27 protein-coding genes and 1 pseudogene are annotated in these 25,484 nt (G+C 74.1%); 13 read left to right on the top strand and 15 right to left on the bottom strand.

The genetic code is table 11. The features are described 5' to 3' along the window. Positions 1 to 15: 15 nt before the first annotated feature. Complete coding sequence (locus tag ACZ4WZ_RS03410; RefSeq protein WP_467884535.1) at positions 16 to 231, bottom strand: dodecin; 216 nt, start codon at positions 229 to 231, stop codon at positions 16 to 18. Between the two features lie 162 nt (positions 232 to 393). Here ACZ4WZ_RS03410 and ACZ4WZ_RS03415 point away from each other — a divergent pair, with 162 nt between their 5' ends. The 3 genes from ACZ4WZ_RS03415 to ACZ4WZ_RS03425 all read left to right on the top strand — a co-directional run bounded on the left by ACZ4WZ_RS03415 (position 394) and on the right by ACZ4WZ_RS03425 (position 3,649). Then, a complete protein-coding gene (locus tag ACZ4WZ_RS03415; protein WP_467884537.1) occupies positions 394 to 1,656 on the top strand; it encodes an extracellular solute-binding protein in 1,263 nt (420 codons plus the stop codon). Positions 1,657 to 1,877: 221 nt separating this feature from the next. Continuing rightward, positions 1,878 to 2,681 carry a GNAT family N-acetyltransferase gene (locus ACZ4WZ_RS03420; RefSeq protein ID WP_467884538.1) on the top strand — a complete coding sequence of 268 codons (804 nt, stop codon included), beginning with the start codon at positions 1,878 to 1,880 and terminating at the stop codon, positions 2,679 to 2,681. Next, entirely contained in the window at positions 2,678 to 3,649 is a 972-nt protein-coding gene (locus ACZ4WZ_RS03425) for a lysophospholipid acyltransferase family protein (RefSeq protein ID WP_467884540.1), read from the top strand. Before ACZ4WZ_RS03420 ends, ACZ4WZ_RS03425 begins: the two co-directional genes overlap by 4 nt. Here the strand turns inward: ACZ4WZ_RS03425 and egtD are convergent. Genes egtD through egtA form a run of 4 tightly spaced genes read right to left on the bottom strand, consistent with a single transcriptional unit; the run spans position 3,541 to position 7,959 of the window. Next, the gene (gene egtD, locus ACZ4WZ_RS03430) at positions 3,541 to 4,506 is read right to left on the bottom strand and encodes an L-histidine N(alpha)-methyltransferase (protein WP_467884542.1); all 966 of its coding nucleotides are present in this window, start codon (positions 4,504 to 4,506) and stop codon (positions 3,541 to 3,543) included. The genes ACZ4WZ_RS03425 and egtD overlap by 109 nt on opposite strands. Beyond that, positions 4,503 to 5,261, bottom strand: a complete 759-nt coding sequence (gene egtC / locus ACZ4WZ_RS03435) for an ergothioneine biosynthesis protein EgtC (RefSeq protein ID WP_467884544.1) — start codon at positions 5,259 to 5,261, stop codon at positions 4,503 to 4,505. Before egtC ends, egtD begins: the two co-directional genes overlap by 4 nt. Next, positions 5,261 to 6,583, bottom strand: a complete 1,323-nt coding sequence (egtB, locus tag ACZ4WZ_RS03440; protein WP_467884545.1) for an ergothioneine biosynthesis protein EgtB — start codon at positions 6,581 to 6,583, stop codon at positions 5,261 to 5,263. The genes egtC and egtB overlap by 1 nt, the downstream gene beginning before the upstream one ends. Further along, entirely contained in the window at positions 6,580 to 7,959 is a 1,380-nt protein-coding gene (gene egtA, locus ACZ4WZ_RS03445) for an ergothioneine biosynthesis glutamate--cysteine ligase EgtA (RefSeq protein WP_467884547.1), read from the bottom strand. The genes egtB and egtA overlap by 4 nt, the downstream gene beginning before the upstream one ends. A gap of 107 nt (positions 7,960 to 8,066) precedes the next feature. Between egtA and ACZ4WZ_RS03450 the strand changes: the two genes are divergently transcribed. Then, on the top strand, positions 8,067 to 8,882 hold the full coding sequence (locus ACZ4WZ_RS03450) for a TIGR02452 family protein (protein WP_467884549.1): 816 nt from the start codon (positions 8,067 to 8,069) through the stop codon (positions 8,880 to 8,882). 296 nt (positions 8,883 to 9,178) lie between these two features. Here the strand turns inward: ACZ4WZ_RS03450 and ACZ4WZ_RS03455 are convergent, their stop codons facing one another. Beyond that, a complete protein-coding gene (locus ACZ4WZ_RS03455) occupies positions 9,179 to 9,643 on the bottom strand; it encodes a type II toxin-antitoxin system PemK/MazF family toxin (RefSeq protein ID WP_467884551.1) in 465 nt (154 codons plus the stop codon). Between the two features lie 205 nt (positions 9,644 to 9,848). Between ACZ4WZ_RS03455 and ACZ4WZ_RS03460 the strand changes: the two genes are divergently transcribed. The 6 genes from ACZ4WZ_RS03460 (at position 9,849) to ACZ4WZ_RS03485 (ending at position 16,126) form a co-directional block, all read left to right on the top strand. Continuing rightward, positions 9,849 to 10,511, top strand: coding sequence for a GOLPH3/VPS74 family protein (locus ACZ4WZ_RS03460; protein WP_467884552.1), 663 nt, complete (start codon positions 9,849 to 9,851; stop codon positions 10,509 to 10,511). 76 nt (positions 10,512 to 10,587) lie between these two features. Continuing rightward, positions 10,588 to 11,073 (top strand): hypothetical protein, encoded by a 486-nt coding sequence (locus ACZ4WZ_RS03465; RefSeq protein WP_467884553.1) that lies wholly within the window; start codon positions 10,588 to 10,590, stop codon positions 11,071 to 11,073. A 243-nt stretch (positions 11,074 to 11,316) separates the two neighbouring features. After that, the gene (locus tag ACZ4WZ_RS03470) at positions 11,317 to 12,516 is read left to right on the top strand and encodes a thiolase family protein (RefSeq protein ID WP_467884554.1); all 1,200 of its coding nucleotides are present in this window, start codon (positions 11,317 to 11,319) and stop codon (positions 12,514 to 12,516) included. A 158-nt stretch (positions 12,517 to 12,674) separates the two neighbouring features. Beyond that, positions 12,675 to 14,114: an aldehyde dehydrogenase family protein gene (locus tag ACZ4WZ_RS03475; protein ID WP_467884556.1), complete on the top strand. Its 1,440-nt coding sequence runs from the start codon at positions 12,675 to 12,677 to the stop codon at positions 14,112 to 14,114. Positions 14,115 to 14,239: 125 nt separating this feature from the next. Further along, positions 14,240 to 14,620 carry a thioredoxin family protein gene (locus tag ACZ4WZ_RS03480; RefSeq protein ID WP_467884558.1) on the top strand — a complete coding sequence of 127 codons (381 nt, stop codon included), beginning with the start codon at positions 14,240 to 14,242 and terminating at the stop codon, positions 14,618 to 14,620. A 69-nt stretch (positions 14,621 to 14,689) separates the two neighbouring features. Next, positions 14,690 to 16,126 (top strand): dihydrolipoyl dehydrogenase family protein, encoded by a 1,437-nt coding sequence (locus ACZ4WZ_RS03485; RefSeq protein WP_467884559.1) that lies wholly within the window; start codon positions 14,690 to 14,692, stop codon positions 16,124 to 16,126. A 43-nt stretch (positions 16,127 to 16,169) separates the two neighbouring features. Here ACZ4WZ_RS03485 and ACZ4WZ_RS03490 read toward each other — a convergent pair whose 3' ends face one another. Continuing rightward, a complete protein-coding gene (locus ACZ4WZ_RS03490) occupies positions 16,170 to 16,919 on the bottom strand; it encodes an SDR family NAD(P)-dependent oxidoreductase (protein ID WP_467884561.1) in 750 nt (249 codons plus the stop codon). A 196-nt stretch (positions 16,920 to 17,115) separates the two neighbouring features. Then, a pseudogene (locus tag ACZ4WZ_RS03495) lies at positions 17,116 to 17,748 on the bottom strand (phosphoribosyltransferase); the annotation flags it as partial. A gap of 213 nt (positions 17,749 to 17,961) precedes the next feature. Between ACZ4WZ_RS03495 and ACZ4WZ_RS03500 the strand changes: the two are divergent. Beyond that, entirely contained in the window at positions 17,962 to 18,726 is a 765-nt protein-coding gene (locus tag ACZ4WZ_RS03500) for a metallophosphoesterase (RefSeq protein WP_467884563.1), read from the top strand. Here the strand turns inward: ACZ4WZ_RS03500 and ACZ4WZ_RS03505 are convergent. The 6 genes from ACZ4WZ_RS03505 to ACZ4WZ_RS03530 form a co-directional block, all read right to left on the bottom strand. Further along, positions 18,699 to 19,031, bottom strand: a complete 333-nt coding sequence (locus tag ACZ4WZ_RS03505; RefSeq protein ID WP_467884565.1) for a DUF2087 domain-containing protein — start codon at positions 19,029 to 19,031, stop codon at positions 18,699 to 18,701. The genes ACZ4WZ_RS03500 and ACZ4WZ_RS03505 overlap by 28 nt on opposite strands. A 104-nt stretch (positions 19,032 to 19,135) precedes the next feature. Next, positions 19,136 to 19,792 carry a hypothetical protein gene (locus tag ACZ4WZ_RS03510; protein WP_467884567.1) on the bottom strand — a complete coding sequence of 219 codons (657 nt, stop codon included), beginning with the start codon at positions 19,790 to 19,792 and terminating at the stop codon, positions 19,136 to 19,138. Continuing rightward, entirely contained in the window at positions 19,789 to 20,226 is a 438-nt protein-coding gene (locus tag ACZ4WZ_RS03515; protein ID WP_467884569.1) for a DUF6114 domain-containing protein, read from the bottom strand. The genes ACZ4WZ_RS03510 and ACZ4WZ_RS03515 overlap by 4 nt, the downstream gene beginning before the upstream one ends. Next, the gene (locus tag ACZ4WZ_RS03520) at positions 20,217 to 20,774 is read right to left on the bottom strand and encodes a DUF6230 family protein (protein ID WP_467884974.1); all 558 of its coding nucleotides are present in this window, start codon (positions 20,772 to 20,774) and stop codon (positions 20,217 to 20,219) included. Before ACZ4WZ_RS03520 ends, ACZ4WZ_RS03515 begins: the two co-directional genes overlap by 10 nt. Before the next feature lie 223 nt (positions 20,775 to 20,997). Next, positions 20,998 to 21,780, bottom strand: coding sequence for a MerR family transcriptional regulator (locus ACZ4WZ_RS03525; protein WP_467884571.1), 783 nt, complete (start codon positions 21,778 to 21,780; stop codon positions 20,998 to 21,000). Positions 21,781 to 21,820: 40 nt separating this feature from the next. Next, positions 21,821 to 23,014 (bottom strand): methyltransferase, encoded by a 1,194-nt coding sequence (locus ACZ4WZ_RS03530; RefSeq protein WP_467884977.1) that lies wholly within the window; start codon positions 23,012 to 23,014, stop codon positions 21,821 to 21,823. 125 nt (positions 23,015 to 23,139) lie between these two features. Between ACZ4WZ_RS03530 and ACZ4WZ_RS03535 the strand changes: the two genes are divergently transcribed. Together ACZ4WZ_RS03535 and ACZ4WZ_RS03540 are read left to right on the top strand one after the other, a co-directional pair. Then, complete coding sequence (locus tag ACZ4WZ_RS03535) at positions 23,140 to 24,105, top strand: pirin family protein (protein WP_467884573.1); 966 nt, start codon at positions 23,140 to 23,142, stop codon at positions 24,103 to 24,105. 129 nt (positions 24,106 to 24,234) lie between these two features. Beyond that, entirely contained in the window at positions 24,235 to 24,753 is a 519-nt protein-coding gene (locus ACZ4WZ_RS03540) for a DinB family protein (RefSeq protein ID WP_467884575.1), read from the top strand. 58 nt (positions 24,754 to 24,811) lie between these two features. Here ACZ4WZ_RS03540 and ACZ4WZ_RS03545 read toward each other — a convergent pair whose 3' ends face one another. After that, positions 24,812 to 25,447, bottom strand: coding sequence for a VOC family protein (locus ACZ4WZ_RS03545; RefSeq protein ID WP_467884577.1), 636 nt, complete (start codon positions 25,445 to 25,447; stop codon positions 24,812 to 24,814). Positions 25,448 to 25,484: the final 37 nt, after the last annotated feature.

The following is a 25,484-nucleotide window of genomic DNA, read 5'->3' on the forward strand; positions in this document are numbered from 1 at the left end:
GCCCAGTGCGCGGCCTCAGCTCTCGCCGTCGAGGCGGAAGCCCACCTTCAGTCCGACCTGGTAGTGCGCGATCTCACCGTTCTCGATGTGCCCGCGCATCTGTGTGACCTCGAACCAGTCCAGATTGTGCAGGGTCTGCCCCGCACGAGCGATCCCGTTCCGGATGGCCTGATCGATGCCCTCGTGGGAGGTGCCGACGATCTCGGTCACCCGGTAGGTGTGGTTGGACATGGGGTCTCCCGCCAGTCGTCGCTGTTGCCTTGTTCCAAGGTGCCCCAGTAAGGCCGGGTCCGCGAACTTTGCGGGAACGATCCCGGGTGAAAGAGGGTTGACCCGGCCATTGGTCTATGCCAATTTCAAGCCATCTGAGATCCGTCCCCAGAAGGTGACCCCGTGAAGATGCGCTTCCTCGCCGTGTGTACGGCCCTCGTGGCCGCCACCGCCGTCACCGGCTGCGGCCGGTCGTCGGGATCCGACGGAGGCGCCGACCAGGTGACGCTGTGGCTGATGAGGGGCAGCGCCTCCGAGGACTTCATCGCCAGGTTCACCGCCGACTTCGAGAAGCGGCACCCCGGCACCGACCTCGACGTGCGGATCCAGGAGTGGAAGGGGATCGGCGACAAGGTCAACGCCGTCCTCAGCGGAAAGGCCGAGGATGGCGCCGACGTCATCGAGGTCGGCAACACCCAGGTCGCTCAGTACGTCGAGACCGGCGGAGTCTCCGAGGTGACCCTCGAAGGCCTGCGAGCGTGGGGCAGCAAGGACTGGCTCAAGGGCCTCTCCGACCCGGGAAGCGTCAACGGGGCCCAGTACGGGGTGCCCTGGTACGCCGCCAACCGGGTGGTGATCTACAACAAGGACCTGTTCGCGGGCGCCGGGATCAAGACCCCGCCCAAGAACCGCCAGGAGTGGATCGCCGCCACCCAGAAGCTCGACAAGGGCGAGCAGCAGGGCATCTACCTCCCCGGCCAGAACTGGTACGTCCTCGCCGGGTTCGTCTGGGACGAGGGCGGCGAACTCGCCGTCGAGACCGGCGGCCAGTGGGTCGGCGGCCTCGACGATGACAAGGCCCTGGCCGCGATGGACTTCTACAAGCAGCTCCAGGCCCTCGGAGACGGCCCCAAGGCCGCCGACGAGGAGACGCCCCCGCAGTACGAGGTCTTCGCCCGGGGCCAGGTCGCCCAGATCATCGCCACGCCCGGCCAGGCGGCCCAGATCGAGGCCGCCAATCCCGCGCTCAAGGGCAAGCTCGGCTTCTTCCCCATCCCCGGCAAGACCTCCGAGAAGGCGGGCGCCGTCCTCACCGGCGGCTCCGACCTGATCATCCCGGAGAAGACCCGCAACCGGGCCCGCGCCGTGGACGTGATCACTGCCCTGGTCAGCGAGAAGTGGCAGACCGAACTCGCCCGCACCATGAGCTACGTCCCCAACAAGACCACCCTCGCGCGCGTGGTGGAGGGCAACGACGGCGCGGCCGCCATGGCGCCCGGCGCCGCCCAGGGCCGGGCCACGCCGAAGTCCGCCCGCTGGGCCGAGGTCGAGGCCAAGAACCCCATCAAGCCGTACATGACGGCCGTGCTCACCGGCCAGGACCCCCGGCAGGCGGCGAAGACGGCCTCGGACACCCTCGGCCGGGTCCTCAGCTCCGACCGCTGAGCCGTCCGGGGCAGCCGGCCGGGCCAGCCGGCCGGGGATCCCGCCAGAGCTCCGGCCGGGACCACGCCGGGCGCCCACACACCGAGCCACCCGCCGAGTTCAGCCTCCGCACATCCGGGTGCCGCTGCCTGGTCACGCCGAATCCAGCCGGTCACGGAAGAAGTAAGGAGCCGGGCCCGCCACCCGCGGCCCGGCTCCCCGTGCCCGGACCAGGAGCAGCCATGACCATCGCCCCCCTGTCCCCGTCCCCCCTCGCACACCGAGCCCCGGCCGCAGCCGCCCCCACGGCTCCCGCCGCCCCCAGCTACACCGTCCGCCTCGCCCGGAACGAGGACGAGGTCCGGGCCGCCCAGCGGCTGCGCCACCGGGTCTTCGCCGGAGAGCTCGGCGCCCGCCTCGAAGGCCCGGAGCCCGGCCTGGACACCGACGCCTTCGACGCGTACTGCGACCACCTCCTGGTCCTCGACGAGGAGACCGGGCAGGTCGTCGGAACCTACCGGCTGCTGCCCCCGGAGCGCGCCGCCGTCGCCGGACGCCTCTACTCCGAGGGCGAGTTCGACCTCTCGGCCCTCGCCCCGATCCGTCCCGACCTGGTCGAGGTCGGCCGCTCCTGCGTGCACCCCGACCACCGCAACGGCGCCGTCATCGCCCTGATCTGGGCCGGCCTGGCCCGCTACATGGAGCGCACCGGCCACAACTGGCTCGCCGGCTGCTGCTCGATCCCGCTCGCCGACGGCGGGGTGCTGGCCGCCGCCACCCGAGAGGCCGTCCTCGCCCGCAACCTCGCCCCGCAGGAGTACCGCGTCACCCCGCACCTGCCGTGGAGCCCCCAGGGCATCACCGTCCCCGGGCGCACGGAACTGCCGCCCCTACTGCGCGGCTACCTCCGCCTGGGCGCCTGGGTCTGCGGAGAGCCCGCCCTGGACGCCGGGTTCGGCTGCGCCGACCTGTACGTGCTGCTCTCCCTGCGCCGGACCAACCCGCGCTACCTGAACCACTTCCTCTCCCTCGCCCCGGGCGCATGAGCGGCTGGCTGCCCGCCTCGCCCTGCACCCCCGAGGCCTGCGCCCGACACCCGGGGAAGACCGCGAGCGCGGCCCGCGCGGCGTTCCGGCTCGCCACCGCCCTCGTCCTGGTCCTGCTCGCCGTCGCCACCGGCCCGCCGGTCCGGCTCCTTCCCGCCCGGCCCCGGCGCGCCCTGGTCCGGGCCTGGGCCGCCGCGCTCGTACGGTCCATGGGCGTACGGATCACCGTGCGCGGCACCGCAGGCCCGGACGGGGCACCGGAGGGCCGCCTGATCGTCGCCAACCACATCTCCTGGCTGGACGTCCCGCTCGTCGCCGCCGTCCTGCCCGGCCGGATGCTGGCCAAGAGCGAGATCGGGGCCTGGCCGGTGCTCGGCCGGCTCGCGGCCCGGGCGGGCACCCTGTTCATCGAACGCGACCGGATACGGGCGCTTCCCCGCACCGTCGAGGCGCTCGCCGGCGCACTGCGGGCCGGGGACCGGGTCACCGTCTTCCCCGAGGGCTCCACCTGGTGCGGCCGCGCCCAGGGGCCGTTCCGGCGGGCCGCGTTCCAGTCGGCGCTGGACGCGCGGGTACCCGTACAGCCGGTGCGGATCGCGTACCGGCTGGCGGACGGGGAGCCCGCCGGGGCGCCCGCCTTCGTCGGGGAGGACCCGCTGACGGCCTCCCTGTGGCGGATCGCCCGGGCGCGGGGGATACGGGCCGAGGTGCGGCTGCTGCCGCGCATCCCGCCGGGCCGCCACAGCGGCCGGCGGGACCTGGCGGCGGCGGCGCGGCGGGCCGTCCTCGGCGACGCCGCGCGGGAGCTGCCGCCGCCGGCGGGCGTACCCGCACGGCGACGGCCCGGCGCGGCGCCGGATCAGCCCCTGGCCACCGACAGGGAGAGCGCGAAGCGGCCGGCAGCGTCCGTCCACCAGTGCGTCAGCTCGAGCCCGGCTTCCGCCAGTTCCTTGCGCACACCGTCCTGACGGAACTTCGCGGAGATCTCCGTCAGGATGTCCTCGCCCGCCTCGAACGGCACCAGCAGGTCCAGCGCCCGCACCTTGACCGTGACCGCCCGCCGGGCCCGCAGCCGCATCTCGATCCACTCGTGCTGCCGGTTCCACACCGCCACGTGGTCGAAGTCGGCGGTGTGGAAGTCCGCGCCCAGCTCCCGGTCGATCACCGCCAGCACGTTCTTGTTGAACTCCGCCGTCACCCCCCGGGCGTCGTCGTACGCGGCCACCAGCACGGCCTCGTCCTTCACCAGATCGGTGCCCAGCAGCAGCGCGTCCCCGGGCGAGAGCATCGCCCGTACGGACTCCAGGAACACCGCCCGCTCCGGCGGCAGCAGATTGCCGATCGTGCCGCCCAGGAACACCATCAGCCGCGGACCCGGCGAGTCCGGCAGGTGCAGCGGCTTCGTGAAGTCGGCCAGCAGCGCGTGCACCTCAAGCCCCGGATGCTGCGCCGGCAGCAGCTCGCCGGCGCCGGTCAGCGCGCTCTCGCTCACGTCCACCGGCACGTACGTCCGCAGCGCGGGCATCACCTCGATCAGGTGCCGGGTCTTCTCCGAGGAGCCGGAGCCCAGCTCCACCAGGGTGCGGGCACCGCTCACCGCCGCGATCTCCACCGCCCGCTCCAGCAGGATCTCCCGCTCGGCGCGGGTCGGGTAGTACTCGGGCAACCGGGTGATCTCCTCGAAGAGTTCACTGCCCCGGGCGTCGTAGAACCACTTCGGCGGCAGCTCCTTCGGGAAGCGGGTCAGTCCGTTCAGCACGTCGGCGCGCAGCGCCTTGTCGGCGGCGTGCTCGTCGAGGGTGCGGGTGATCTGGAAATCGCTCACGAGGAGGTCTCCTTGAGGGGGGTCAGGGCGACCCGCGTGCGGGTGGCGGTCAGCAGGGTCCGGTCGGGCACCTCGTTCCAGCGGGCGTCGTCGTCATGGGGCTCGGACGCCACGACCACGCGCCCCGCCGCCGGGTCGGCCAGGTACCACAGGGAGTCGCCCCAGGCGGTCGCCGCGATGGTCGCGCCGTCGGTCAGGAGCAGGTTCAGCCGCGAGCCGGGAGCCGCCGAGGACAGCTCGCGGACCGGCTCCGCCAGGGCCGTGCCCATGTCGTCGCCCTGCCGCAGCCGGTGCAGCACCAGTGCCCAGACCAGCGCCGAATCGGTGCGCGCCGCCAGCTGGAGCAGATCCCGCGGCGGCAGGCCGGCGGCGAGCGCGGCCGCCGCGTCGGGCCAGTCCCGCACCGCCCCGTTGTGGCTGAACAGCCACGGCCCCGACGCGAAGGGGGCCGCGGCGGCCTCCCCGTCCGCCCCCGGGAGCGTGGCGTCGCGTACAGCGGCCAGGAAGGCCCCGCTGCGCACGACGCGGGTGAGGTCGGCGAAGGTCAGGTCGCTCCAGACGGGCCCGGCGCGCCGGTAGCGGGCCGGTACCGGATCGCCGTCGGCGTACCAGCCGACGCCGAAGCCGTCCGCGTTGACGGTGCCGGACCGCTGGCGGCGCGGCTGCCAGGACTGGCGGACCAGGGAGTGCTCCGGCTCGCTCAGCAGCCGCGCCAGGGCCACCGGCGGCCCCAGATAGGCGAGGTGGCGGCACATCAGGCGTCCCTCGCGGTGCGGAAGCCGGAGAAGATCTGCCGGCGCACGGGCAGGTCCCAGTTGCGGAAGGTGCCCCGGCAGGCCACCGGGTCCACCGCGAAGGAGCCGCCGCGCAGCACCTTGTGCGCCGGCCCGAAGAACACCTCCGAGTACTCCCGGTAGGGGAAGGCGCGGAAGCCCGGGTAGGGCAGGAAGTCCGAGGCCGTCCACTCCCACACGTCGCCGATCAGCTGGCGCACCCCGAGCGGGGAGGCCCCGGCCGGGTAGCCGCCCGCCGGGGCGGGCCGCAGGTGGCGCTGGCCCAGGTTGGCGTGCACGGGGGTCGGGTCGGCGTCGCCCCAGGGGTAGCGGCGGGAGCGGCCGGTGGCCGGGTCGTGGCGGGCGGCCTTCTCCCACTCCGCCTCGTCGGGCAGCCTGCGGCCGGCCCAGCGGGCGTACGCGTCCGCCTCGTACCAGCTCACATGCAGAACCGGTTCTTCATCGGGCACCGGCTCGGTCGCCCCGAAGCGGCGGCGCAGCCACTGGCCGCCCTCGCGGTGCCAGAACAGGGGCGCCCCGATGTCGTGAGCACGGATCTGATCCCACCCCTCGACGGCCCACCAGCGGCGCTCCCGGTAGCCTCCGTCCGCGATGAAGGCCTGGTAGGCGGCGTTGGTCACGGGCGCCGTGTCGATCCAGAAGGACGCCACCTCCCGGACGTGCGCGGGCCGTTCGTTGTCCAGCGCCCAGGGCTCGGCGGAGGTGCCCATGGTGAAGGGCCCGCCCGGGACGAGTACCTCCGCGGCCGCCGGCGGGGGCCCTTGCGGCGGCTCCGGGTCCGGCGCGGTCAGCACCGGGGCACCGGCCCGCAACTGGTGCGTGATCAGCATCGTCTCGTCGTGCTGCTGTTCGTGCTGGGCGATCATCCCGAAGACGAACCCCTCGTCGAGCAGGGCCGTACCCTCCAGCGGAGTGCGCTCCAGCAGGGCGAAGACGCGGCCGCGCACCTCGGCCGCGTACCGGCGGGCCGCCTCCGGGCCCAGCAGGGGCAGCTTCGGCCGTTCGGAGCGGGGGTGCTCGAAGGCGTCGTACAGGGAGTCGATCTCCGGGTGCATGGACTCGCGGCCGGCCACGTGGCGCAGCAGCCACAGCTCCTCCTGGTTCCCGATGTGCGCCAGGTCCCAGACCAGGGGCGACATCAGGGGGGAGTGCTGCGCCGTCAGGTCCCGGTCGCTCACCACGTCGGTCAGCGCGGCGGTACGGGCCCGGGCGGCGGTCAGGGCGGCCACGGCGCGCTCGCGCAGCGGCTCCGGGTGGATCTCGGGGCGGGTCTCGGTGGTCACGGGCGCGGTCCCTTCGGGGCGGGCGGCCGTCGCCGGTGTTCCCCGGCGCGGGCGGTGGCATCGGCGAGGCCGGCTCCGGCGCCGGCTTTGGTTCCGGTTCCGGCGGAGGCTCCGGCTGCGGCGTCGTCGGCGGGGCAGCGGCCGCGCCGTACGTAGCGCTCCGCGAATTCCCCCACCGCGTCCCTGACCTCCGTGTCCGCCCCGAGCCGGGGCAGCGCCTCGACCGCCGCCCGGAAGCAGACGACCGCGGCCGCGCGCAGCTCCGGATCGGCCGGACCCGACCGGGCGGCGGTCCGCCACAGGGGATTGCGCGGCGCGCACCGGGGCCCGTAGGCGTCGGCCAGCGCCTTCACCGCCCGGTAGGCGGTCTCCGAGGCCTCCGGGTCGTCGAAGAGCGCGTGTACCAGAGCCACGGGGACCAGCCAGCCGTTCTCGCCCGGCTGCGCGTCGATCATCCGCAGCTCCAGGTGGCCGCGCGGCCGGACCGGCGGGAAGAGCGTGCTGAGGTGGTACTCCAGGTCCTCGGCGGTGGGCCGCCGCTCGCCGCCCGTACGGAGCCAGTCGCGGAAGCGCAGCCCGCTCGGCACCGCCCAGGGGCCGTCGCCCGGTGCCCGTACGCACATCACCTCGGTGTCCAGCGCGTGCCGGACCCAGGCGGCGCGGGGCTCGGCGTCCAGGGGCGGGGCGAGTGCCCGCCGCGGGTCGATGTCGCTCCAGATCCCCTGCCGGGCGCACCGCCAGCCCCGGTACGGGCCTTCGCGGCCGGGGGAGTTGGCGAAGACGGCCACCAGTACGGCGCCCAGCAGGTGCGCGAGCTGCCAGCGGCGGCCGTATCCGAGCGGACCCGGCTCCTCGTGGCCGGCGTCCACGCAGACCTGCACGGAGGCGGAGGAGCGCATCATGGCGCGCCCGGCGGGGCCGGTGCGGTCGAAGTAGGTCTCCATCGCGTCGTAGCGCGGGCTGGACAGCAGGCGGTCGAGCGGCCCCCGGGGGGCCTGGCCGAGGCCTTGGAGGGCGAGGCCCTGACCGCGCAGGGCGCCGCGCACGGCGGTGAGGTCGGCCCGCAGGCCGTCCAGGCAGGCGGTGAGGGAGTCGGCGGGGGCCGAGCTGAGCTCCAGCTGGCCGCCCGGTTCGACGGTGAGCCGGGAGTTCAGGGGCAGCGCGCGGGCGGCCGCGTGGGCGGCGGTCAGCCTCTCGGGAGTCAGCGGCAGCCAGGGCCGCTCGGTGTCCACGACGAGCCATTCCAGCTCGGCGCCGAGGAGGCGCGGCGGGCCGGTCTTGAAGCAGATGCCGTGGACGAGGTCCTCGGCGGCCGCTTCGGTCAGGGGGTTCTGCTCGGCGTTCTGGGCGAATGGAGCGGGCGAGTCCTCGGGCATGGCCGGAACCTCGTCTCCTGTCGTCGGCCGTGATGTCACCCGTGCCTACCCGTCATCGGAGCGCTAATTCCTTTGCCGCCCCGGGCCCTGCGCCCCAGGATGGGGGCGTGAGCGGCAGATTGCGTGAGATCGCGCGGGAGAACGCGTTGATCGTGGCGTCCGGGGAGTACCGGACGCGGTCGGGGCGGCGGGTCTCCCTCGCCGCCGACCTGGCGGAAGCCAAGGACGGAACCAGAATATATGGGCCGAAACGGGTCATCCCAGGCGGGGAGTCCGTTGGAGGTGGCCACCCGACGGTCTTCGAGGTCACGGGGGAGAGCAGCACGGTCGCGGCGCGCCGCCTCGCGGCGGAGGGCCGCGTGGCCGTCCTGAACTTCGCCTCGGCCCGCAATCCCGGGGGCGGGTACGTCAGGGGGGCCAAGGCCCAGGAGGAGGCCCTGTGCCGCGCCTCGGCCCTGTACGAGACCCTGCTGGAGGCCCCGGAGTACTACGAGGTCCACCGCGCGGGAAAGAGCACCTTCTACACCGACCGGGTGATTCACTCCCCGGGGGTGCCGGTCTTCCGCGACGACCGGGGCGAACTGCTGGACACCCCGTTCCGCGCCGGATTCCTCACCTCCCCGGCCCCGAACGCGGGCACCATCCGCCGCCAGGAGCCGGAGCGCGCGCACGAGATCCCGGCCGCTCTGGCCCGGCGGGCCGGGCTGGTCCTGGAGGTGGCCGCGCTGCACGGGTACGGGCGGCTGGTGCTGGGCGCGTGGGGGTGCGGGGTGTTCCAGAACGATCCGGAGCAGGTGGCGGAGGCCTTCCGGGCGGCGCTGGCCGGCCGCTTCGCGGGGGTCTTCGAGCGGGTGGTGTTCGGCATCCTGGACCGCGACCCCCGCACCCGTGAGGCCTTCGCCGCGGCCTTCGCCGGCTGCTGAGCCGGCGACGGCCCGACGGCAAGGGACGCCACGGGCGCCCGGGTCCGGTCCCGCGAAGGGGAGTGCGGGACGGCCCGTCCGGGCGGCGGGGAAGCCATACGCACCGCCGCGCCGGCCTCAACGGCCCGGCCGCGCCGGCCGACGGCCGCCTCTTCCGCCCCCGACGGACCACCGGGGCACCACGGACCACACCACCGCGCGGGGCCCCGACCCGGTGCCGGGCCCTCGCAACCGCGGAGCCCCCAGGCCCAGCACCCACCCCACCGGGGCGCGCCCGCCCGGCCGCCGGACGCGCGCTACTGCCAGCCGTACCGCTCGCGCAGGCGGTCCACCACCAGGCGGAAGCGCGGCAGGTCCAGCGCGCAGGCCTCGCGCCGCATCCCCGACTCGTGCACCCGCAGCACCCGGTCCAGATCCACCCAGGACTCCCGGCCCGCGCCGTCCCAGGGGCCGGATCCGATCGGCACCCACTCCCGGTCGAAGTCGTGCCGCTTGCTGGAGAGCTGGACCGCGAGCAGCGTCGCCCCGCCCGCCTCCCGCGCGACCACCAGCACGGGACGGTCCTTGCCCCGCCCGTCGTTCTCCTCGAACGGCACCCAGGTCCACACGATCTCCCCCGGGTCGGGGTCCCCGTCCGGGTCCGGGGCGTACTCCGTCCGGACCGGGCCGATGGCACGCGGATCGGCCTCGGCGGTGGCGGTGAGACCGTCCCTGCCGGGCTGCTCGACGTGGCTGCTGCCGTGCTGCGAAAGTGCCGTCATGCGGGCGAGGCTAGTGGCTCCGCGAACACCGTGAGCCACGCCCGGCGCGTGCCGTCCTCCTTCCGGTTCCGAGAGGACCGCTTTCGGGAATCGCCTGCTGCCGCGTCTTGGCCCCGGCACTTGACGGCGCGTCGGGGAACTTCTCCCGCCCCCGAGGCGTCTCACCCCATGAGAAAACGATCAATGAGCGTGCGGGAGTAGCGGAATGGCGATCACACTGGCGGAGGAGGTCGTTCTGCTGTCCCTGGACGACGAGTCCGGCTCGGCGCAGCAGCGGCAGTCGGCCGGCTGGGCAGTGGCGGGGGGCCTGCTGCTCGAACTGGTCCTGGCGGGAAAGGTCTCGGTCACCGGCAAGCGCCTCGAGCTGACGGATTCCACCCCGACCGGGGAGCCGCTGCTGGACAGCCGTACCGAACTGATCGGGACCTGGCTGCGGCAGCGCGCCAAGCACGGGGTGTCGGAGTGGCTGACGAAGGACCAGCCCAAGGCCGTCTCCGCGGCAGTGGCGCGCCTCTGCGAGCGCGGGGTGGTCGCGGAGGAGAAGCGCAAGGTGCTCGGCATGTTCCCGGTACGCCGCTACCCGGAGGCTGATGGCGCGGTCGAGCGCGAGATACGCGACCGGCTCCGCGCGGTCGTGCTGGACGGTGCCGAGCCGGACACCCGCACGGCCGGCCTCATCGCCCTGATCCACTCCGCCAAGCTGCACGGCCTGGCCTTCCCCGACGGCCCGCGCAAGCCCGTGGCCGCGCGGATGGAGGAGATAGCCGAAGGCCAGTGGGCGGCCGAGAGCGTCCGCGCCGCCATCCGCGACACCCAGGCGGCCATGGTGGCGATCACCGTGGTGACGGCGACGACTGTCCTCCTCTGAGCCTCCGAAGCCAAGCGCCCAGCCCCCTCAGGGCGTGATCGATAGGTACCCGAAGACAGGCGTGAGGGGGATGGTGTTGGAGCGACGGAAGCTGATCGGCATCGGCATCGGCATCGGGATCGGGGCGGGGGTAGCAGTCCTCCCCGCCTGGTGGGCCTTGCGCCAAGTGGCGAGCGGCGCCAAAGCGGACTGGCACACCGACACCGCACCGCTGGAGCGGGCCTTCCCGTTGCTGGGCCCGCTCAGGGACGCCAAGTGGGTGAGCAGCCGGGACAGCGACCGGGACATACCGTCGCCAGAGCTGGTGATCTCCGGCTTCGCGCGGCTCGCACCGGGAAAACTCGCCGAGCTGATGGCAGCCCACGCCTTCGTCTCCGAAGGTCCGGCCGCTGACTTCTCCTCGTGGTTCGAGAAGCCGCTCAAGGGCGAGGGGCCGCAGGACCCGCAGTGGGTCCGGTCGCACGAGCTGGACCGCGAAGGCAGCGGCTACTCCACCAACCAGTGGTTCGACCGCCGCAGCGACACCGTCCGCTTCCGGGCACTCAACCCGTACGGCTCCTGACTGCTCCCGACCCCGGCCCACCGGTCACCCGGCACCCCCGGAACCCCGCCCGGCGGGCAACGCCGCCCGCCACCCGGCTCCCGCCCGGCCGGGGCAAGGGCCACCCCGTCCACCGTTGACACGCACCGACGCCGCGGCGGAGACTGCGGGCGCGCCCCACCGGGCGTGCCCGGGGGCGTGTCCCGGTGCCCACTCCGGCACCGGCCCGCCGCCGACCGTACGGAGTCGTCCAGGAGAGCCGCCATGAGCATCCGCACCGTCCGCGACGTCTACGTCGTCGACGCCGTCCGCACCCCGATCGGCAAGTTCGGCGGAGCCCTGGCCGGGGTCCGCCCGGACGACCTCGCGGCGCACGTCGTGCGCGCGCTGGTGGACCGTACGCCCGACCTCGACCCCGCCCGCATCGACGACGTCGTCTTCGGTGACGCCAACGGCGCCGGCGAGGACAACCGCGACGTCGCCCGCATGGCGGTGCTGCTGGCCGGCCTGCCGGTGACGGTCCCCGGCGTCACCGTCAACCGGCTCTGCGGATCCGGCCTCGAGGCCGTGATCCAGGCGGCCCGCGCCATCGCGCTCGGCGACGCCTCCATCGCCATCGCGGGCGGTGTCGAGTCGATGTCCCGCGCCCCCTGGGTGGTGGAGAAGCCCGAGCGCGCGTTCCCCGCCGGACACCAGCAGATGTGGTCCACCACCCTCGGCTGGCGGATGACCAATCCCCGGATGCCCGCCGAGTGGACCGCCTCCCTCGGTGAGGGCGCCGAGCTCGTCGCCGAGAAGCACGGCATCACCCGCGAGGCCCAGGACGCCTTCGCGCTGGAGAGCCACCGCAAGGCCGCGGCCGCCTGGGCCGACGGGCTGTACGGCGACGAGGTCGTCCCCTACCCCGGCGCGGACCTCCCGCGCGACGAGTGCATCCGCGAGGGTTCCACCCCCGAGGCGCTCGCCCGCCTCAAGCCGGCCTTCCGGACGGACGGCTCGGGCACCGTCACCGCCGCCAACGCCTCCCCCCTGAACGACGGCGCCGCGGCCCTGCTGCTCACCGACGAGGAGGGCCTGGCGGCCACAGGCCGCGAGCCGCTCGCCCGGATCAGGGCCTCCGCCGTCACCGGCATCGAGCCGCAGCTCTTCGGCCTCGGCCCGGTCGACGCCGTGGAGCGGGCCCTCGCCAAGGCGGGCCGTTCCCTCCCGGACCTGACCGCGTTCGAGCTCAACGAGGCGTTCGCCGCGCAGGCGTTGGGCTGTCTCGCCGCCTGGCCGGAGCTGGACCCGGCGGTGGTCAACCCGCGCGGCGGCGCCATCGCCATCGGGCACCCCCTCGGCGCTTCGGGCGCCCGGCTGGCGGGTTCGGTGGCGCACCAGCTGGCGGCGGCCGGTTCGGGTACCGGGATGGCGGCGCTGTGCATCGGCGTGGGCCAGGGCATCGCCCTCGTCCTGGAACGCTGAGCCCCCGGGCGGCCGGGGGACCCCGTCGATCATTTCCGGTCACGTGGTGCCCTCAACTGCCCAATAACTGAACAGAGATGATGCCTCCGGTCTGGCACGATGGCGCCTGCTGCCGCCCACCGCCCCGCCCGCCCATCCCCACCCGGAGGCCCCGCGCCATGCCGCTGCTCGACCCGACCCTCTGGCAGGACGGACCCACACTCACCGGCGGTACCGGCCCGGTCGTCGAACCGGCGACCGGCCGCAGCCTCGCCACAGTCGACCTCGCCGCCCCCGCCGACGTCGCCGAGGCGGCCCTGCGGGCCCGGGCCGCGCAGCGGGACTGGGAGCGGGCCACCCACCTGGAGCGGGCGGCCGTACTGCGCCGTGCCGGGGACCTCTTCGCGGCCCACGCGGACGAGCTGCGCGAGTGGCTGGTCCGGGAGTCGGGCTCCATACCGGGCAAGGCGGACTTCGAACTGCACGTGGCCGCCCAGGAGTGCTACGAGGCCGCCGCGCTGGCCTCGCGCCCCGCCGGGCAGGTGCTGCAGAGCGAGGCGCCGCGCCTCTCCTTCACCCGCCGCGTCCCGGCCGGGGTGGTCGGCGTCGTCGCCCCGTTCAACGCCCCGCTGATCCTCTCCATCCGCTCCGTCGCCCCCGCCCTCGCGCTCGGCAACGCGGTCCTCCTCAAGCCGGACCGCCGCACCGCCGTCAGCGGCGGCCTCGCCCTGGCCGCCGTCCTCGCGGAGGCCGGACTGCCGGCCGGGCTGCTGCACGTGCTGCCCGGCGGGGCCGATACGGGCGCCGCGGTGGTCGCCGACCCGCTCGTTCGCGTGATCTCCTTCACCGGGTCCACCGCCGCCGGCCGGGCCGTCGGCGAGCTGGCGGGCCGTCACCTCAAGCGTGCACACCTGGAGCTGGGCGGCAACTCGGCCCTCGTCGTACTGGACGACGCCGACGTCGAGGCCGCCGTCGCGCAGGCCTCCTGGGGTTCCTTCTTCCACCAGGGCCAGATCTGCATGACCGCGGGCCGCCACCTCGTCCACACCTCGCTGTACGACGAGTACGTGGAGCGGCTCGCGGCCCGTGCCGAGGCCCTCGCCGTCGGCGACCCCTTCCGCGAGCGCGTCCACCTGGGCCCGCTGATCGACCGGAGCCAGCTGGAGCGGGTCCACGGCCTGGTCGAGGCCAGCGTCGGGCAGGGCGCCAAGCTGCTCGCGGGCGGCACGCACCGGGACCTCTTCTACCGGCCGACCGTGCTGGCGGGCGTGGCCGACGACACCCCCGCCTACGCGCAGGAGGTCTTCGGCCCCGTGGCGCCCGTACGTTCCTTCGCGACGGAGGAGGAGGCGGTGGAGCTGGCCTCGGCGGGCCCGTACGGGCTCTCCCTGGGCATCGTCACGGCCGACGCGGCGCACGGCCTGGAGCTGGCGCGGCGCATACCGACCGGGATCGTGCACGTCAACGACCAGACCGTGAACGACGAGGCGGTGGCCCCCTTCGGCGGGATCGGCGCCTCGGGTACGGGGGCCCGGTTCGGCGGGGAGGCCAACCTGGACGCCTTCACCGAACTGCGCTGGACCACGGCCCGCCCCTCCCCGCCCGGTCACCCCTTCTGACGGGATCCGCCCGAGGGGTGTTCCCGTGGTTTCCTGGCTCCCCGGCCCTGTCCCGCTCGTCAGGAATGCGGAAGGGCGGCCGTTCGTTCCTTCAGGACACCCCGCAAACAGGAGGTCTGGACACCGTGGCTACTGTCGAGCTCACCAAGGAGAACTTCGACGAGACGGTCAGCGAGAACCCGTTCGTGCTGATCGACTTCTGGGCGGGCTGGTGCCGCCCCTGCCTCCAGTTCGCCCCGGTCTACGAGAAGGCCGCGGAGGCCAACCCCGACCTCGTCTTCGCCAAGGTGGACACCGAGGCCCAGCAGGAGCTGGCCGCCGCCTTCCAGATCACCTCGATCCCGACACTGATGATCGTCCGGGACCAGGTGGCGGTCTTCGCGCAGCCCGGAGCCCTGCCGGAGGCCGCCCTGAGCGATCTCATCGGCCAGGCCCGCGCCCTCGACATGGACGAGGTCCGGGCGCAGATCGCCGCCTCCCAGCCGAAGGACGGGCCCGGAGCGTAGCCGGCCCCGGCACGCCGCAGGCCCGGGATTGCCGCACGCGGCCGCGGGACTGCGGTGACACTGGACCGTATGACCGAAGCCGTGGAGTACGACGTCGTGGTGCTCGGCGGGGGCCCGGCCGGCGAGAACATCGTCGACCGGACCCGCGCCGCCGGGCTGAGCACGGCCCTGGTGGAGAGCGAGCTCGTCGGCGGGGAGTGCTCGTACTGGGCCTGCATCCCCAGCAAGGCCCTGCTGCGCCCCGCGCTCGCCCGCGCCGACGCCCGCCGGGTGCCGGGGCTCGCCGACTCCGTCCGGGGGCCGCTCGACGCCGAAGCGGTCTTCGCGCACCGCGACCACTGGACGGGCCACTGGAACGACGAGGGCCAGCTCGACTGGCTCGACTCCGTCGGAGCCCACCTCTACCGGGGCCACGGCCGCCTCTACGGCATCCGCAAGGTCGCCGTCACCAGCCCCGAGGGCGTGCACCACGTGCTCTCCGCCCGGTACGCCGTGGTCGTCGCGACCGGCAGCCGGGCCGTGCTCCCGGACGTGCCCGGCCTCGCCGGGGCGGGGGCGTGGACCAGCCGCGAGGCGACCTCCGCCCGGGAGGTGCCCGGCCGGCTGCTGATCGTCGGCGGCTCCGTCGTGGCCGCCGAGATGGCCACGGCCTGGCAGGCCCTCGGCTCCCGGGTCACCGTCCTCGTACGGGGCTCCGGGCTGCTGCCCCGGATGGAGCCCTTCGCGGGCGAGCTGGTCGCCGAGGCGCTGGCCGAGGCCGGCGCGGTCGTCCGTACCGGGGTGTCGGTGGAGGCGGTCGTACGGGACGGTCCGACCGGCCCGGTCACGGTGGTCCTGGAGGGCGGCGAGCTGCTGGAGGGCGACGAACTGCTGATGGCGACGGGCCGCGCGCCCCGGACCGAGGACATCGGGCTGGACACCGTCGGGCTGACGCCCGGCGACTGGATCGGGGTCGACGAGAGCTGCCGGGTCACCGGCCACGACTGGCTGTACGCCGTCGGCGACGTCAACCACCGCGCGCTCCTCACCCACCAGGGCAAGTACCAGGCCCGCATCGCGGGCGCCGCCATCGCCGCCCGGGCGGCCGGGCCGGGCGCCCCCGCCCCCGACACCGGCCGCTGGGGCGCGCACGCGGCCACCGCCGACACGGCGGCCCTGCCGCAGGCCGTCTTCACCGACCCGGAGGCGGCGGCGGTCGGCCTCACCCTCGCCGAGGCGGAGAGGGCCGGCCACCGGGTCCGCGCCGTGGACCACGACCTGGGGAAGGTCTCCGGCGCCGGGCTGTACGCCGACGGCTACCGGGGCCGGGCACGGATCGTCGTCGACCTCGACCGGCAGGTGCTGCTGGGCGCCACCTTCGTGGGCCCCGGCGCCGCCGAACTGCTGCACGCGGCGACGATCGCCGTCGCGGGGGAGGTCCCGCTCGACCGGCTGTGGCACGCGGTCCCCGCCTTCCCCACCATCAGCGAGGTCTGGCTCCGGCTCCTGGAGGCCTACCGGGGGTGACCCCCGCGCACCCGGCGCGGGTACGGAGCCCCCTGGGCCGCGCTCAGCGCAGGTACGAGGCCCCGTTGACGTCGAGCACCGCGCCCGAGCTCCACACCGCCGCCGGCGAGGCCAGGTACAGCACGGCGGCCGCGATCTCCTCCGGTTCCGCCACCCGGCCGAAGGGGCTCTGGGCGCGGATCTGCTCGCCCTCCGCCCCGCCCAGCCGGCCGGAGACCCGTTCGGTGGCGACGAATCCCGGTGCCACGGAAGCGACCGCGATGCCGTGCGGGGCGAGGGAGACGGCCAGGGACTGGCCGAAGGCGTGCAGGGCGGCCTTGGTGGCCCCGTACGCGGGGTGGTCGGGCTCACCGCGGAACGCGCCGCGCGAGCCGACGTTCACGATGTGCCCGGTCCGGCCGTCGTCGATCATCCGGCGGGCCACGCAGTAGCTGAGATTGGCGGCGCCGAACAGGTTCACCGCGGCCGTGCGCTGCCACGCCTCCTGCCAGTCCGCGTACGAGGTGGAGGGCAGCGGGTGCCGCACCATCGCGGCGGCGTTGTTGACCAGGACGTCCACCCCGCCGAGCGCCTCCGCGGCCTCGGCGGCCAGGGCCTCCACGCGGGACGGGTCGGCGAGGTCTCCGCTGACGAGGGCGTGGCCCGTCCCGTCGAGCAGGGCCAGGGTCTCCTCGGCGTCGGAGTGCCGGGCGGAGGAGTGCACGGCGACCCGGTCCCCCTGCCGGGCGAAGGCCGTGGCGACGGCCCGCCCGATGCCCCGGGACGCGCCGGTGACCAGTACGCCCCGGCTCATGCCGCCACCCACCGGAGGGCGAGGGCGAGGGCGAGGGCGTGGACGGACGGGGGCAGGGGCACGGGGACTCCTTTGCGGACGCTCTCCGGAGCGGCTGGTCTCGACCCCGCCATCCCATCACGGCAGCGCGCCGCGATCATCCGGATTCCGGCGAGGCCGCAGACCCCTCCGCGGTCCCCGGGACGGCTCCGTGCCGGGCCGCCGCCTCGGCGAGTACGGCGACCACTTCCTCGTCCGGGGTCTGCGAGAAGTCCCGGTACCACTCGCCGACCGCACGGAACGCGGGCGGCGACGACAGGCACACCACCTCGTCCGCCGCCCCGCGCAGCCGGGCGACCGCGTCCGGAGGCGCCACCGGGACGGCCAGCACGACCCGCGCCGACCCCGACGCGCGGGCGATCTCGCAGGCGGCCGCGGCCGTGGCGCCCGTCGCGATCCCGTCGTCGACCACGATCACCGTCCGGCCGCCGAGCGGCACGCGCGCCCGGCCCTCGCGGAACCGGTGGGCCCGCCGCTCCAGCTCGGTCTCCTCGGCGCGCTCGACCTCGGCAAGCTCCCGTTCCGAAGCGCGGCTGCGGCCGGCGATGTCCTCGTTGATGATCCGTACCCCGCCCTCGCCGATGGCGCCGAAGCCCAGCTCCGGATGATGGGGGACGCCGAGCTTGCGGACCACGATCACGTCGAGGGCGGCGTCCAGGGCCCGCGCCACCTCGAAGGCGACGGGCACCCCGCCACGTGGCAGGCCGAGTACGACGGGGTCCTCGCCCCGCAGGTGACGCAGCGCGCCCGCGAGACGCCGTCCCGCGTCCGCACGGTCGGTGAAGATCACAGTGCTCACCCCGTCCGTTCCGGGCCTCCCTTCGAACGAACCCCATCCCCCGGCCTTCCGCAACCGGGGCGGCACGGGTGCTCCCCGGCCACGGGACCGACCGCCGCCGGAGATCACGTCGGATAGGTTGAACACACCCCGGCCCACGCCGCGGTGACCGACCGTCACCGGGCGTCCCGGCCGCCCGCACCAGCGACGAAGGAGCCACCGCCCGTGATCGTGATAGCGCAGCTCAGTGACGTCCACCTCGACGGCGGCCCCCGGGCCGCCGAACGCACCCGTGCCGTGATGGAGTACCTGGACGGCCTCCCGTACGACCTGGCGGCGGTGCTGGTCAGCGGGGACATCACCGATCACGGCAGCCCGGCCGAGTACGAGGAGGCCCGCAAGCTGCTCACCTCGCGGCACCCGCTGGTCATCTGCCCCGGAAACCACGACGAGCGCCTCGCCTTCCGGCGGGTGCTGCTGGACGAGGAGGAGCCCTCCGCGGCCCCGGTCGACCAGGTGCTGCGCGGCGAGGGTTTCGTCCTGGCGGTGTGCGACTCCTCGGTCCCGGGGGAGGACCACGGCCGGCTGGAGGACTCCACCCTCGACTGGCTCGACGGCATCCTGACGCGGACCCCGCACGAGGTGCCCGTCCTCGTCGCCTTCCACCACCCGCCGGTCCCGCTGCACACCCCGTACGTGGACGGGATCCGGCAGTTCGGCGAGGAGCGCCTGGAAGCGCTGGCCGTACGCCACCCCCACCTGCGCGCCTTCCTGTGCGGGCACGCGCACACGGCGGCGGCGACCACCTTCGCGGGCCGCCCGCTGCTCGTGGCGCCCGGGGTGGTGTCCACCCTGCGGCTCCCATGGGAGACGCGGACGGCTCCCGACCACCACGTGCACCTGGACGAGCCGCCGGCCGTCGCCTTCCACGTGCTCGGCGGCGACGGGCGGCTGACGACCCACTACCGGGTGGTCGTCACCCGCCGGTAGCTGCCGCCGTCCCGGGTCCGGGTGAGCCGGCCCGAGGTGATCAGGTAGCGGCGCAGGGCGGAGCAGTCCTCGTGCACGGTCCGCAGCGCGTCGTTGACCTCGGGCTCCGAGTAGTCCCGGCCGGCCGCGAAGAGGGTCTCGGTCAGGTGCTCCAGCAGCTGCTCGCGCCGGGCCGCCTTGCGCGGGATGGCGACGAGGCGCCCGCCGGAGAAGAGGTCGGCGACCCCTCGCCGGCTCTGGCTGCCGGCGGATTCCCGTTGGTCATCGCCGTGTTGAGTGCTGTGCTGAGCGGTGTTCTGTGACATGCCCCGAGCTTGGTCCGCCGCGGCCGGGCCGCGCAACGCGTTTTCCCCGTTCCCCGGGACGACCGGCCCGGGGAACGGGGACGCGGAGCGGGAGCCGCCGGGCCTCAGGGGGTGACGGTGATCTGCTGGGCCGGGTCGGTGGTGTCGGTGACCTTGTAGACCGCGTTGAAGGTGGACGTGGTCGCGCTCGTCGGGCAGCCGAAGCCGCCGGTGACGGTGACGGGTACCACCGCGTTGGTGAACGTCAGGCTCGACGGGGCGCCGTTCGCCCAGCTGCCGGGGACGTTCGCCGGGCCGCCGGGCGCGGTGGTGACGGTGCAGTTGGCCAGGCCGGTGGTCTGCACGACGAGTCCGCCGGCCGGCACCGTCATGGTCGCGGTGATCGGGGAGCCGTTCTGCATGGACACCGACCAGGACCCGCTGGTCGTCACGGTCGGGGTCACGCCCGGCATGCTCGACGTGCAGGAGCTGTAGGTCGGCGGCGAGATGGGCGAGGAGACCGGACCCGCCGGGTTCTGGTTGCCGGGGGCGGCCGGCACCGAGCCGGCGGCGACGGAGACCGTACAGGTCACCGTGACCGAACCGGCCTTGAGGGTGGCCTTCCCGCTGAGGGTCGCCTTGAAGGCGTGCCCGGCCGGGGTGACGGTCGTCGACCCGGCCACCGGTAACGGCGCGGCGGTGGCGGTGGCGGTGGCGGAGGCCGCCGTCAGTGCGGCGGCGGCGGCCATTCCGAGGGCGAGCGCGGTGCGCGTTCGGCTCATGGCTGTACTCCTTGGGGATCGGGGTGCGGAGTGGGGGACTTCCCGGCGGGGGAGGGCCGGGCGGGGGCGGCGGAGCCCCCGGCGCGCGGGGCGGCGTACGGCTGCCAGGCGAACATCAGCCCGCCGCCGAGGATGCCGAGCAGGGTGCCGATCAGGAACCCGCCGAGGTTCGACATGACCAGCGCGGCGGTGGCGACGAGCGTGGTGAGGATCCCGGCGAGGGTGCGCTGTGCGGGGGAGAACCAGGCGGTGAGGCCGAGGACGATCATGACGAGACCCATCAGGACGGACGGGATGCCCGCCACCCCCTGCTGGAGCATGATCTTCAGCGGGGCCAGCGGCAGCACGCTGATCCACACCCCGGCCAGCACGGCGAAGAGGCCGCCCCAGAAGGGCCTGCCGCGCCGCCACCGCCGCCAGCGGCTCAGAAGCATTCCTTCTTGCCCTTGCTGATGTTCATGCTCAGCCCGGAGAGCTTGAAGGTGCCGGCGTTGGTCGCCCACGCCGTCTGCTGGAGATTGCTGATGCTGATCTTGTCGGCCTGCTGGGCGAACAGGTCCTGCATGCCCTGCGCCTCGGCCGGGCCCTTGTCGAGGGTGGAGGCGTCGCGCCCGATCTCGATGTTCGTGAACTCCGCGTCGCCGGCGAGCTGGGTGGCGTCCACGAACAGGTTGGAGGCTTCGACGGGGGACTTCTGACCGGCGGTCAGATTCAGCGAGATGTCCCCGACGACCGGGAGGGTGGTGACCACCGACTGGCAGAGGTGGTGCAGCTTGGCCTCCCTGATGGCGGTGACCGCCACCGGGATCAGCTCCTGGCGGGCGTTGACGTCGACGCTGCCGTACTGGGCGAAGCCCTCGCCCTCCAGGCTCTTCGCCGACACCTTGAACTGCTGGCCCGACACCGCGAAGGAGGCGGCGAGGGCGCCCTCGGCGAGGGCGATGCCGAGGCCTGCGGTGACCGCGACGGCGGGCGCGGTCAGGAGCACGAACCGGCGCCAGCGCACCCGGCCGCCGTCTCTGACGAGCTCGTCGCCGGGCGGTCCGGCCTCGGCGGGGGAGCCTGATCCGGCCTCGGATAAGTTCGGTGAGTCTGCCATGAGATGGTCCTTATCTCGGCTGTGCACCTTTGTTACCGACGAGTTGAATGTAAGAGTGCCAATGGTGGTTGGCAAGGTTGTGCGAGCGCACCCTTTAGGCCGACTCCTACTGCTCCGTACGCAGGAGTTCGGCGACCTCCGCCTCCACCCGGCGCCCCATCGCCCGGGCGAACTCCGTGGCCACCACCTCACCGGCCACCGGCCGCAGCGCCGCCACCGCCTCCCGGACATGATCCAGCTGGCTGGCCGAAAGTGGTCCCAGGCCCTCCGCACCGATCACGTGCCGTCGGAACAGCGCCACGAACCGGTCCGCCAGCGCCGCCGCCTGGACCTGTACGAAATCCCCCGCGTCCAGGATCTCCCCGAGCGGCACCCCCTGGCGCACCAGCGCCACCGTCGCCTCCAGCAACTGCCGGCTCGGGTAGGTGACCCGCTCGCCCTCCAGGCGTACGTATCCCAGCTCGGCCGCCCGCCGGGTGTGCTCGGCCGTCGCCCCCGGGCCGAACAGCTCGCGCAGCTCGGCCCGGGTCATGGTCACCGGCTCCTCCTGCACCCAGCCGCGGGTCATCTCCCGCTCCAGCCCCAGGAGTTGCGAGAGCCCGCCGCCCTGCTCCCAGGCGGCCAGCAGCTCGCCGATGCCGTTGACCGTGTACCCGCGCCCCAGCAGGTCGCTGATCAGCCGCAGCCGCGTCAGGTGGTCGTCGGAGTACCAGGCGATCCGCCCCTCGCGGCGCGGCGGCGGCAGCAGCCCGCGCTCCTGGTAGTAGCGCAGGTTGCGCACCTTGACCCCGGCCGCGCGGGCCACGTCCTCCCGGCGGTAGCGCCGCTGCCCGCCGACGCCCTCCGCCCTGCCGCCCGCCCTGCCGTCCGTCTGCGCCTCGGTGCTCACGCGGCCGAGTGTAGGACCTACCGACGGGTGTACCGGCAGGTCACATGGGGCGGGGCCGCGCTTCGCGCTTGACCGCCCGCAGCACCACGAACTTCGGCTCGCTCGCCACGACTTCACTGTTGCCGAAGAGGCGGCGCAGGTGCGTGTGGTAGCCCATGTGCCGGTTGGCGACCACCCACAGCTCCCCGCCCGGGCGCAGCGCCTTGCGCGACTGCGCGAACATGCGCAGCGCCGTCGCGTCCGTCGTCGCCTGGTGGGAGTGGAAGGGCGGATTGTTCAGGATCAGGTCCACCGAGGAGGGAGCCAGCATGGCCACCCCGTCACCGACGAGGAATTCCGCCGTCCGCCGGCCCGGGTGGACGTTGGCCTCGTACGTGGCCCGGGCCGAGGCGAGCGCCTGGTACGACTCGTCGGTGAAGACCACCTCCGCGTCCGGGTCCGCGACCTGCACGGCCGTGCCGACCACGCCGTTGCCGCAGCCCAGGTCCACGACCCGGGCCCCGTCGGTGTTGGTCGGGATGTTCTGGAGGAAGAAGCGGGTGCCGACGTCCAGGCGGTCCGCGCAGAAGATCCCGGCGTGGTTGACCACCGTCAGCCCGGCCCCGGAGCCCCCGTCCTTGTCGACCTCGTACGTCACCGGCCACGGCGAGGCCCCGGCGGCGGCCAGCAGCGCCGGGTCGGGGGTGCAGAAGATCAGCCGGGCCTTCTTCTCCGCGAGCGAGGTCCGCGTCGGCCCCAGGATCTTCTCGAAGAGGTTCAGCGTGGAGGTGTGGATCTCCTTGACCATGCCGGTGCCCACGACCACGGTGCCCTCGTGCACGTGGGGGGCCAGTCGGTGCAGCTGGTCCTCCAGCAGCGCCAGGCTCTTGGGGACCCGTACGAGGAGGACGTCGATCCGCGCGGGCGGCGCGTCCTGCGTGGTCAGCAGGGTCACCGTGGACTTGGAGGTGCCGATCCCGGCCCGGTCCAGGTTCGCCTCGGTCGCGGCGCGGGCCAGCGCCGAGTCGGTGATCTGCGCGGGGCGGTACGCGGCCAGGGCCGTCGTCAGCGCGCCCCAGCGGTCGCCGACGACCGCGATCTGCCCGGCGCCGGCCAGGTCCACCGGTCCGCGGTCGCCGGTACCGGCGTCGAGATGCTGCAGCAGGTACTCGTCTGCGGCGTCCCAGGCGCGGAGCCGGTCGCGGGGGTCGGCGGGGAAGCGGGTGAGTTCGTAGGAGCCGAAAGGCGTGGTCAGGCGGTTCATATGGCACCCAGGCTAGCCGAGACGGCCCCGCCCCGCGTCCGGCCGCACCCCGCGCCCTGACATATCCCGCGAAGGTGTGGCGCCGGACCGCACCCGCGAGGACTAAGTTGTGCGGCATGAGCAATCTCGATCGCCAGCCCGCTCTCTCCGCCTGCGGCGGCCGCGGCTTCGTCGTGGCCGAGCCGGTGCGCGAGCTCCTCAGCCCGCGCACGGTCAGGCTCGGGGAATCGTCCGAGGTCCGCAGACTCCTGCCGAACCTGGGCCGCCGCATGGTGGGCGCCTGGTGCTTCGTCGACCACTACGGCCCGGACGACATCGCCGACGAACCCGGCATGCAGGTCCCGCCCCACCCCCACAGCGGGCTGCAGACCGTGAGCTGGCTGCACGAGGGTGAGGTGCTGCACCGTGACAGCACGGGCAGCCTCGCCACGATCCGCCCGCGCGAGCTGGGCCTGATGACCTCCGGCCGGGGCATCAGCCACTCCGAGGAGAGCCCGCGCCCCCACGCCCGCTCCCTGCACGGCGCCCAGCTCTGGGTGGCCCTGCCCGACGCCCACAGCGACGTCGCCCCGCGCTTCGAGCACCACGCGGAACTCCCGCGGGTCACGGCCCCCGGCCTCGACGCGACGGTCATCCTGGGCACCCTGGACACGGCGGCCTCCCCGGGCACCGCGTACACCCCCATCGTCGGCGCGGACCTCGCCCTGACGGCCGGCACCGAAACCCGCCTCCCCCTGAACCCGGACTTCGAGTACGCGGTCCTCTCCATGTCCGGCGAGGCCCACGTCGACGGCGTCCCGGTCCTGCCCGGTTCGATGCTCTACCTGGGCTGCGGACGTACGGACCTCCCGCTGCGCGCGGCCTCGGACGCGGGCCTGATGCTGCTGGGCGGCGAGCCGTTCGAGGAGGAGATCGTGATGTTCTGGAACTGGATCGGCCGGTCCCACGAGGACATCGCGCAGGCCCGCGAGGACTGGATGAACGGGTCGCGATTCGGCGAGGTGAAGGGCTACGACGGCCCTCCGATTCCCGCTCCCGAGCTCCCGCCCACCCACCTGAAGCCCAGGGGAAGGGTGCGTTGACCTGCCGGTTTGTGGGGATGGGTCTCCAGCTCCTGCGCCAGCTCTGTGCAGCGAACACAGGCGGGTGACGGTCTGCTCCGGGTAGGCGCGGTTGGCGAGTTGACGGAGCCCCGCCGTTAGGGTGGGCGCGTGAATGACGACTGCACGGAATGCGGGTTCATCTACGACCTCGATCTGGCGCCCTCGGTCGCCTCGCTCGCCCGGGAACACGCGGCGCGGTTCGCGGACCTGCTGCGGGCCGAGCCGGCGGCGCTGGCACGGCGCCCGGCCCCCGGGGTCTGGTCGCCGCTCGAGTACGCCTGCCACGTGCGGGACGTCCTGCTCGTCCAGCGTGAGCGGGTACTGGCCGCCCGGCGTACCGACACGCCGGTCGCCGAGCCCATGGGCCGGGACGAGCGCGTCGAGCACGACGGGTACGCCCTCCAGAGCCCGGCCGACGTCGCCCGGCAACTCGCCGACGCGGCGGCGCTGTTCGGGAACGTCCTCGACCGCCTGCCGCCTGCGCACTGGGCCCGCACCCTCGTGTACAGCTACCCCGAGCCCGCCGAGCGGTCCCTGCGCTGGGTCGCCGTGCACACCCTGCACGAGCTGCGCCATCACCTGCTCGACGCCCGCCGCCAGGCGCCGGAGCCGGCTGCCGGAGTCTGAGCGCCCCGGCCGGCGCGCGGCCGGGCAAGCCCGGCGGGCCGCGAGCAGATCGCCCCGGTCAGATCGTGACCGGGCCGTGGGCGGTGGCGAACTCGACCGAGACCAGGCCCGGTTCCTCGTCCTCGACCCAGGTGACGTCGATCTGGTCGAGGGGGTGGTCGGCCGGTTCTCCGAGGAATTCGGCGATGGAGGCGGCGTCGCCGGCGATGGAGAGCCCGTGGATGGTGGTCGAGGTGCGCGGGTCGGCGCTCGGGCGCTCCTCGAGGGGGACCAGCCACTGGAGGAAGTAGGGCAGTTGCGGATCGTCCAGCAGTTCCAGCAGGCCGATCTGCTTCCACCTCAGGTCGAACCCGTCGGGGCGGACACGGTGGCCCTCGGCCGAGGTGCGGCCGAGGCGTGCCTCGACCGGGGCGATGTCCTCGACGGAGACCACCCAACCGAGCCAGCCGCCCCCCTCGGCGGCGCGGCGCGCGACCGCCTGGCCGAAGGGGGCGCGGTCGGCGGCGGGGTGGTCGAGCGTGGTGACGACCTCGACGTAGGTGCCGCCGCTCAGCGGCAGAATGAAATTGCGGGTGCCGAATCGCGGGTGCACGCCCCCGTCGACGAACCCGGCGCCGAGGGCCGATCCGATCCACTGGACGGTCGAGACGAAGCTGTCGCGGGCCACCGCGTAGGACACGTGATCAAGTCGCACCGCGCCATCATCACCCGGCAACCCGTACAAATCCCGA

This window comes from Streptomyces sp. NPDC029122 (assembly GCF_055569445.1).

What these genes read in the sequence shown, in the direction of transcription:
- ACZ4WZ_RS03485 (WP_467884559.1), top strand. Translation starts at nt 14,690, where the DNA reads ATGACCGAAGCCGTGGAGTACGACGTCGTGGTGCTCGGCGGGGGCCCG.
- ACZ4WZ_RS03410 (WP_467884535.1), bottom strand. Translation starts at nt 231, where the DNA reads ATGTCCAACCACACCTACCGGGTGACCGAGATCGTCGGCACCTCCCAC.
- ACZ4WZ_RS03470 (WP_467884554.1), top strand. Translation starts at nt 11,317, where the DNA reads ATGAGCATCCGCACCGTCCGCGACGTCTACGTCGTCGACGCCGTCCGC.
- egtA (WP_467884547.1), bottom strand. Translation starts at nt 7,959, where the DNA reads ATGCCCGAGGACTCGCCCGCTCCATTCGCCCAGAACGCCGAGCAGAAC.
- ACZ4WZ_RS03490 (WP_467884561.1), bottom strand. Translation starts at nt 16,919, where the DNA reads ATGAGCCGGGGCGTACTGGTCACCGGCGCGTCCCGGGGCATCGGGCGG.
- ACZ4WZ_RS03425 (WP_467884540.1), top strand. Translation starts at nt 2,678, where the DNA reads ATGAGCGGCTGGCTGCCCGCCTCGCCCTGCACCCCCGAGGCCTGCGCC.
- ACZ4WZ_RS03535 (WP_467884573.1), top strand. Translation starts at nt 23,140, where the DNA reads ATGAGCAATCTCGATCGCCAGCCCGCTCTCTCCGCCTGCGGCGGCCGC.
- ACZ4WZ_RS03455 (WP_467884551.1), bottom strand. Translation starts at nt 9,643, where the DNA reads ATGACGGCACTTTCGCAGCACGGCAGCAGCCACGTCGAGCAGCCCGGC.
- ACZ4WZ_RS03475 (WP_467884556.1), top strand. Translation starts at nt 12,675, where the DNA reads ATGCCGCTGCTCGACCCGACCCTCTGGCAGGACGGACCCACACTCACC.
- ACZ4WZ_RS03510 (WP_467884567.1), bottom strand. Translation starts at nt 19,792, where the DNA reads ATGAGCCGAACGCGCACCGCGCTCGCCCTCGGAATGGCCGCCGCCGCC.
- egtC (WP_467884544.1), bottom strand. Translation starts at nt 5,261, where the DNA reads ATGTGCCGCCACCTCGCCTATCTGGGGCCGCCGGTGGCCCTGGCGCGG.
- ACZ4WZ_RS03420 (WP_467884538.1), top strand. Translation starts at nt 1,878, where the DNA reads ATGACCATCGCCCCCCTGTCCCCGTCCCCCCTCGCACACCGAGCCCCG.
- ACZ4WZ_RS03505 (WP_467884565.1), bottom strand. Translation starts at nt 19,031, where the DNA reads ATGTCACAGAACACCGCTCAGCACAGCACTCAACACGGCGATGACCAA.
- ACZ4WZ_RS03460 (WP_467884552.1), top strand. Translation starts at nt 9,849, where the DNA reads ATGGCGATCACACTGGCGGAGGAGGTCGTTCTGCTGTCCCTGGACGAC.
- ACZ4WZ_RS03515 (WP_467884569.1), bottom strand. Translation starts at nt 20,226, where the DNA reads ATGCTTCTGAGCCGCTGGCGGCGGTGGCGGCGCGGCAGGCCCTTCTGG.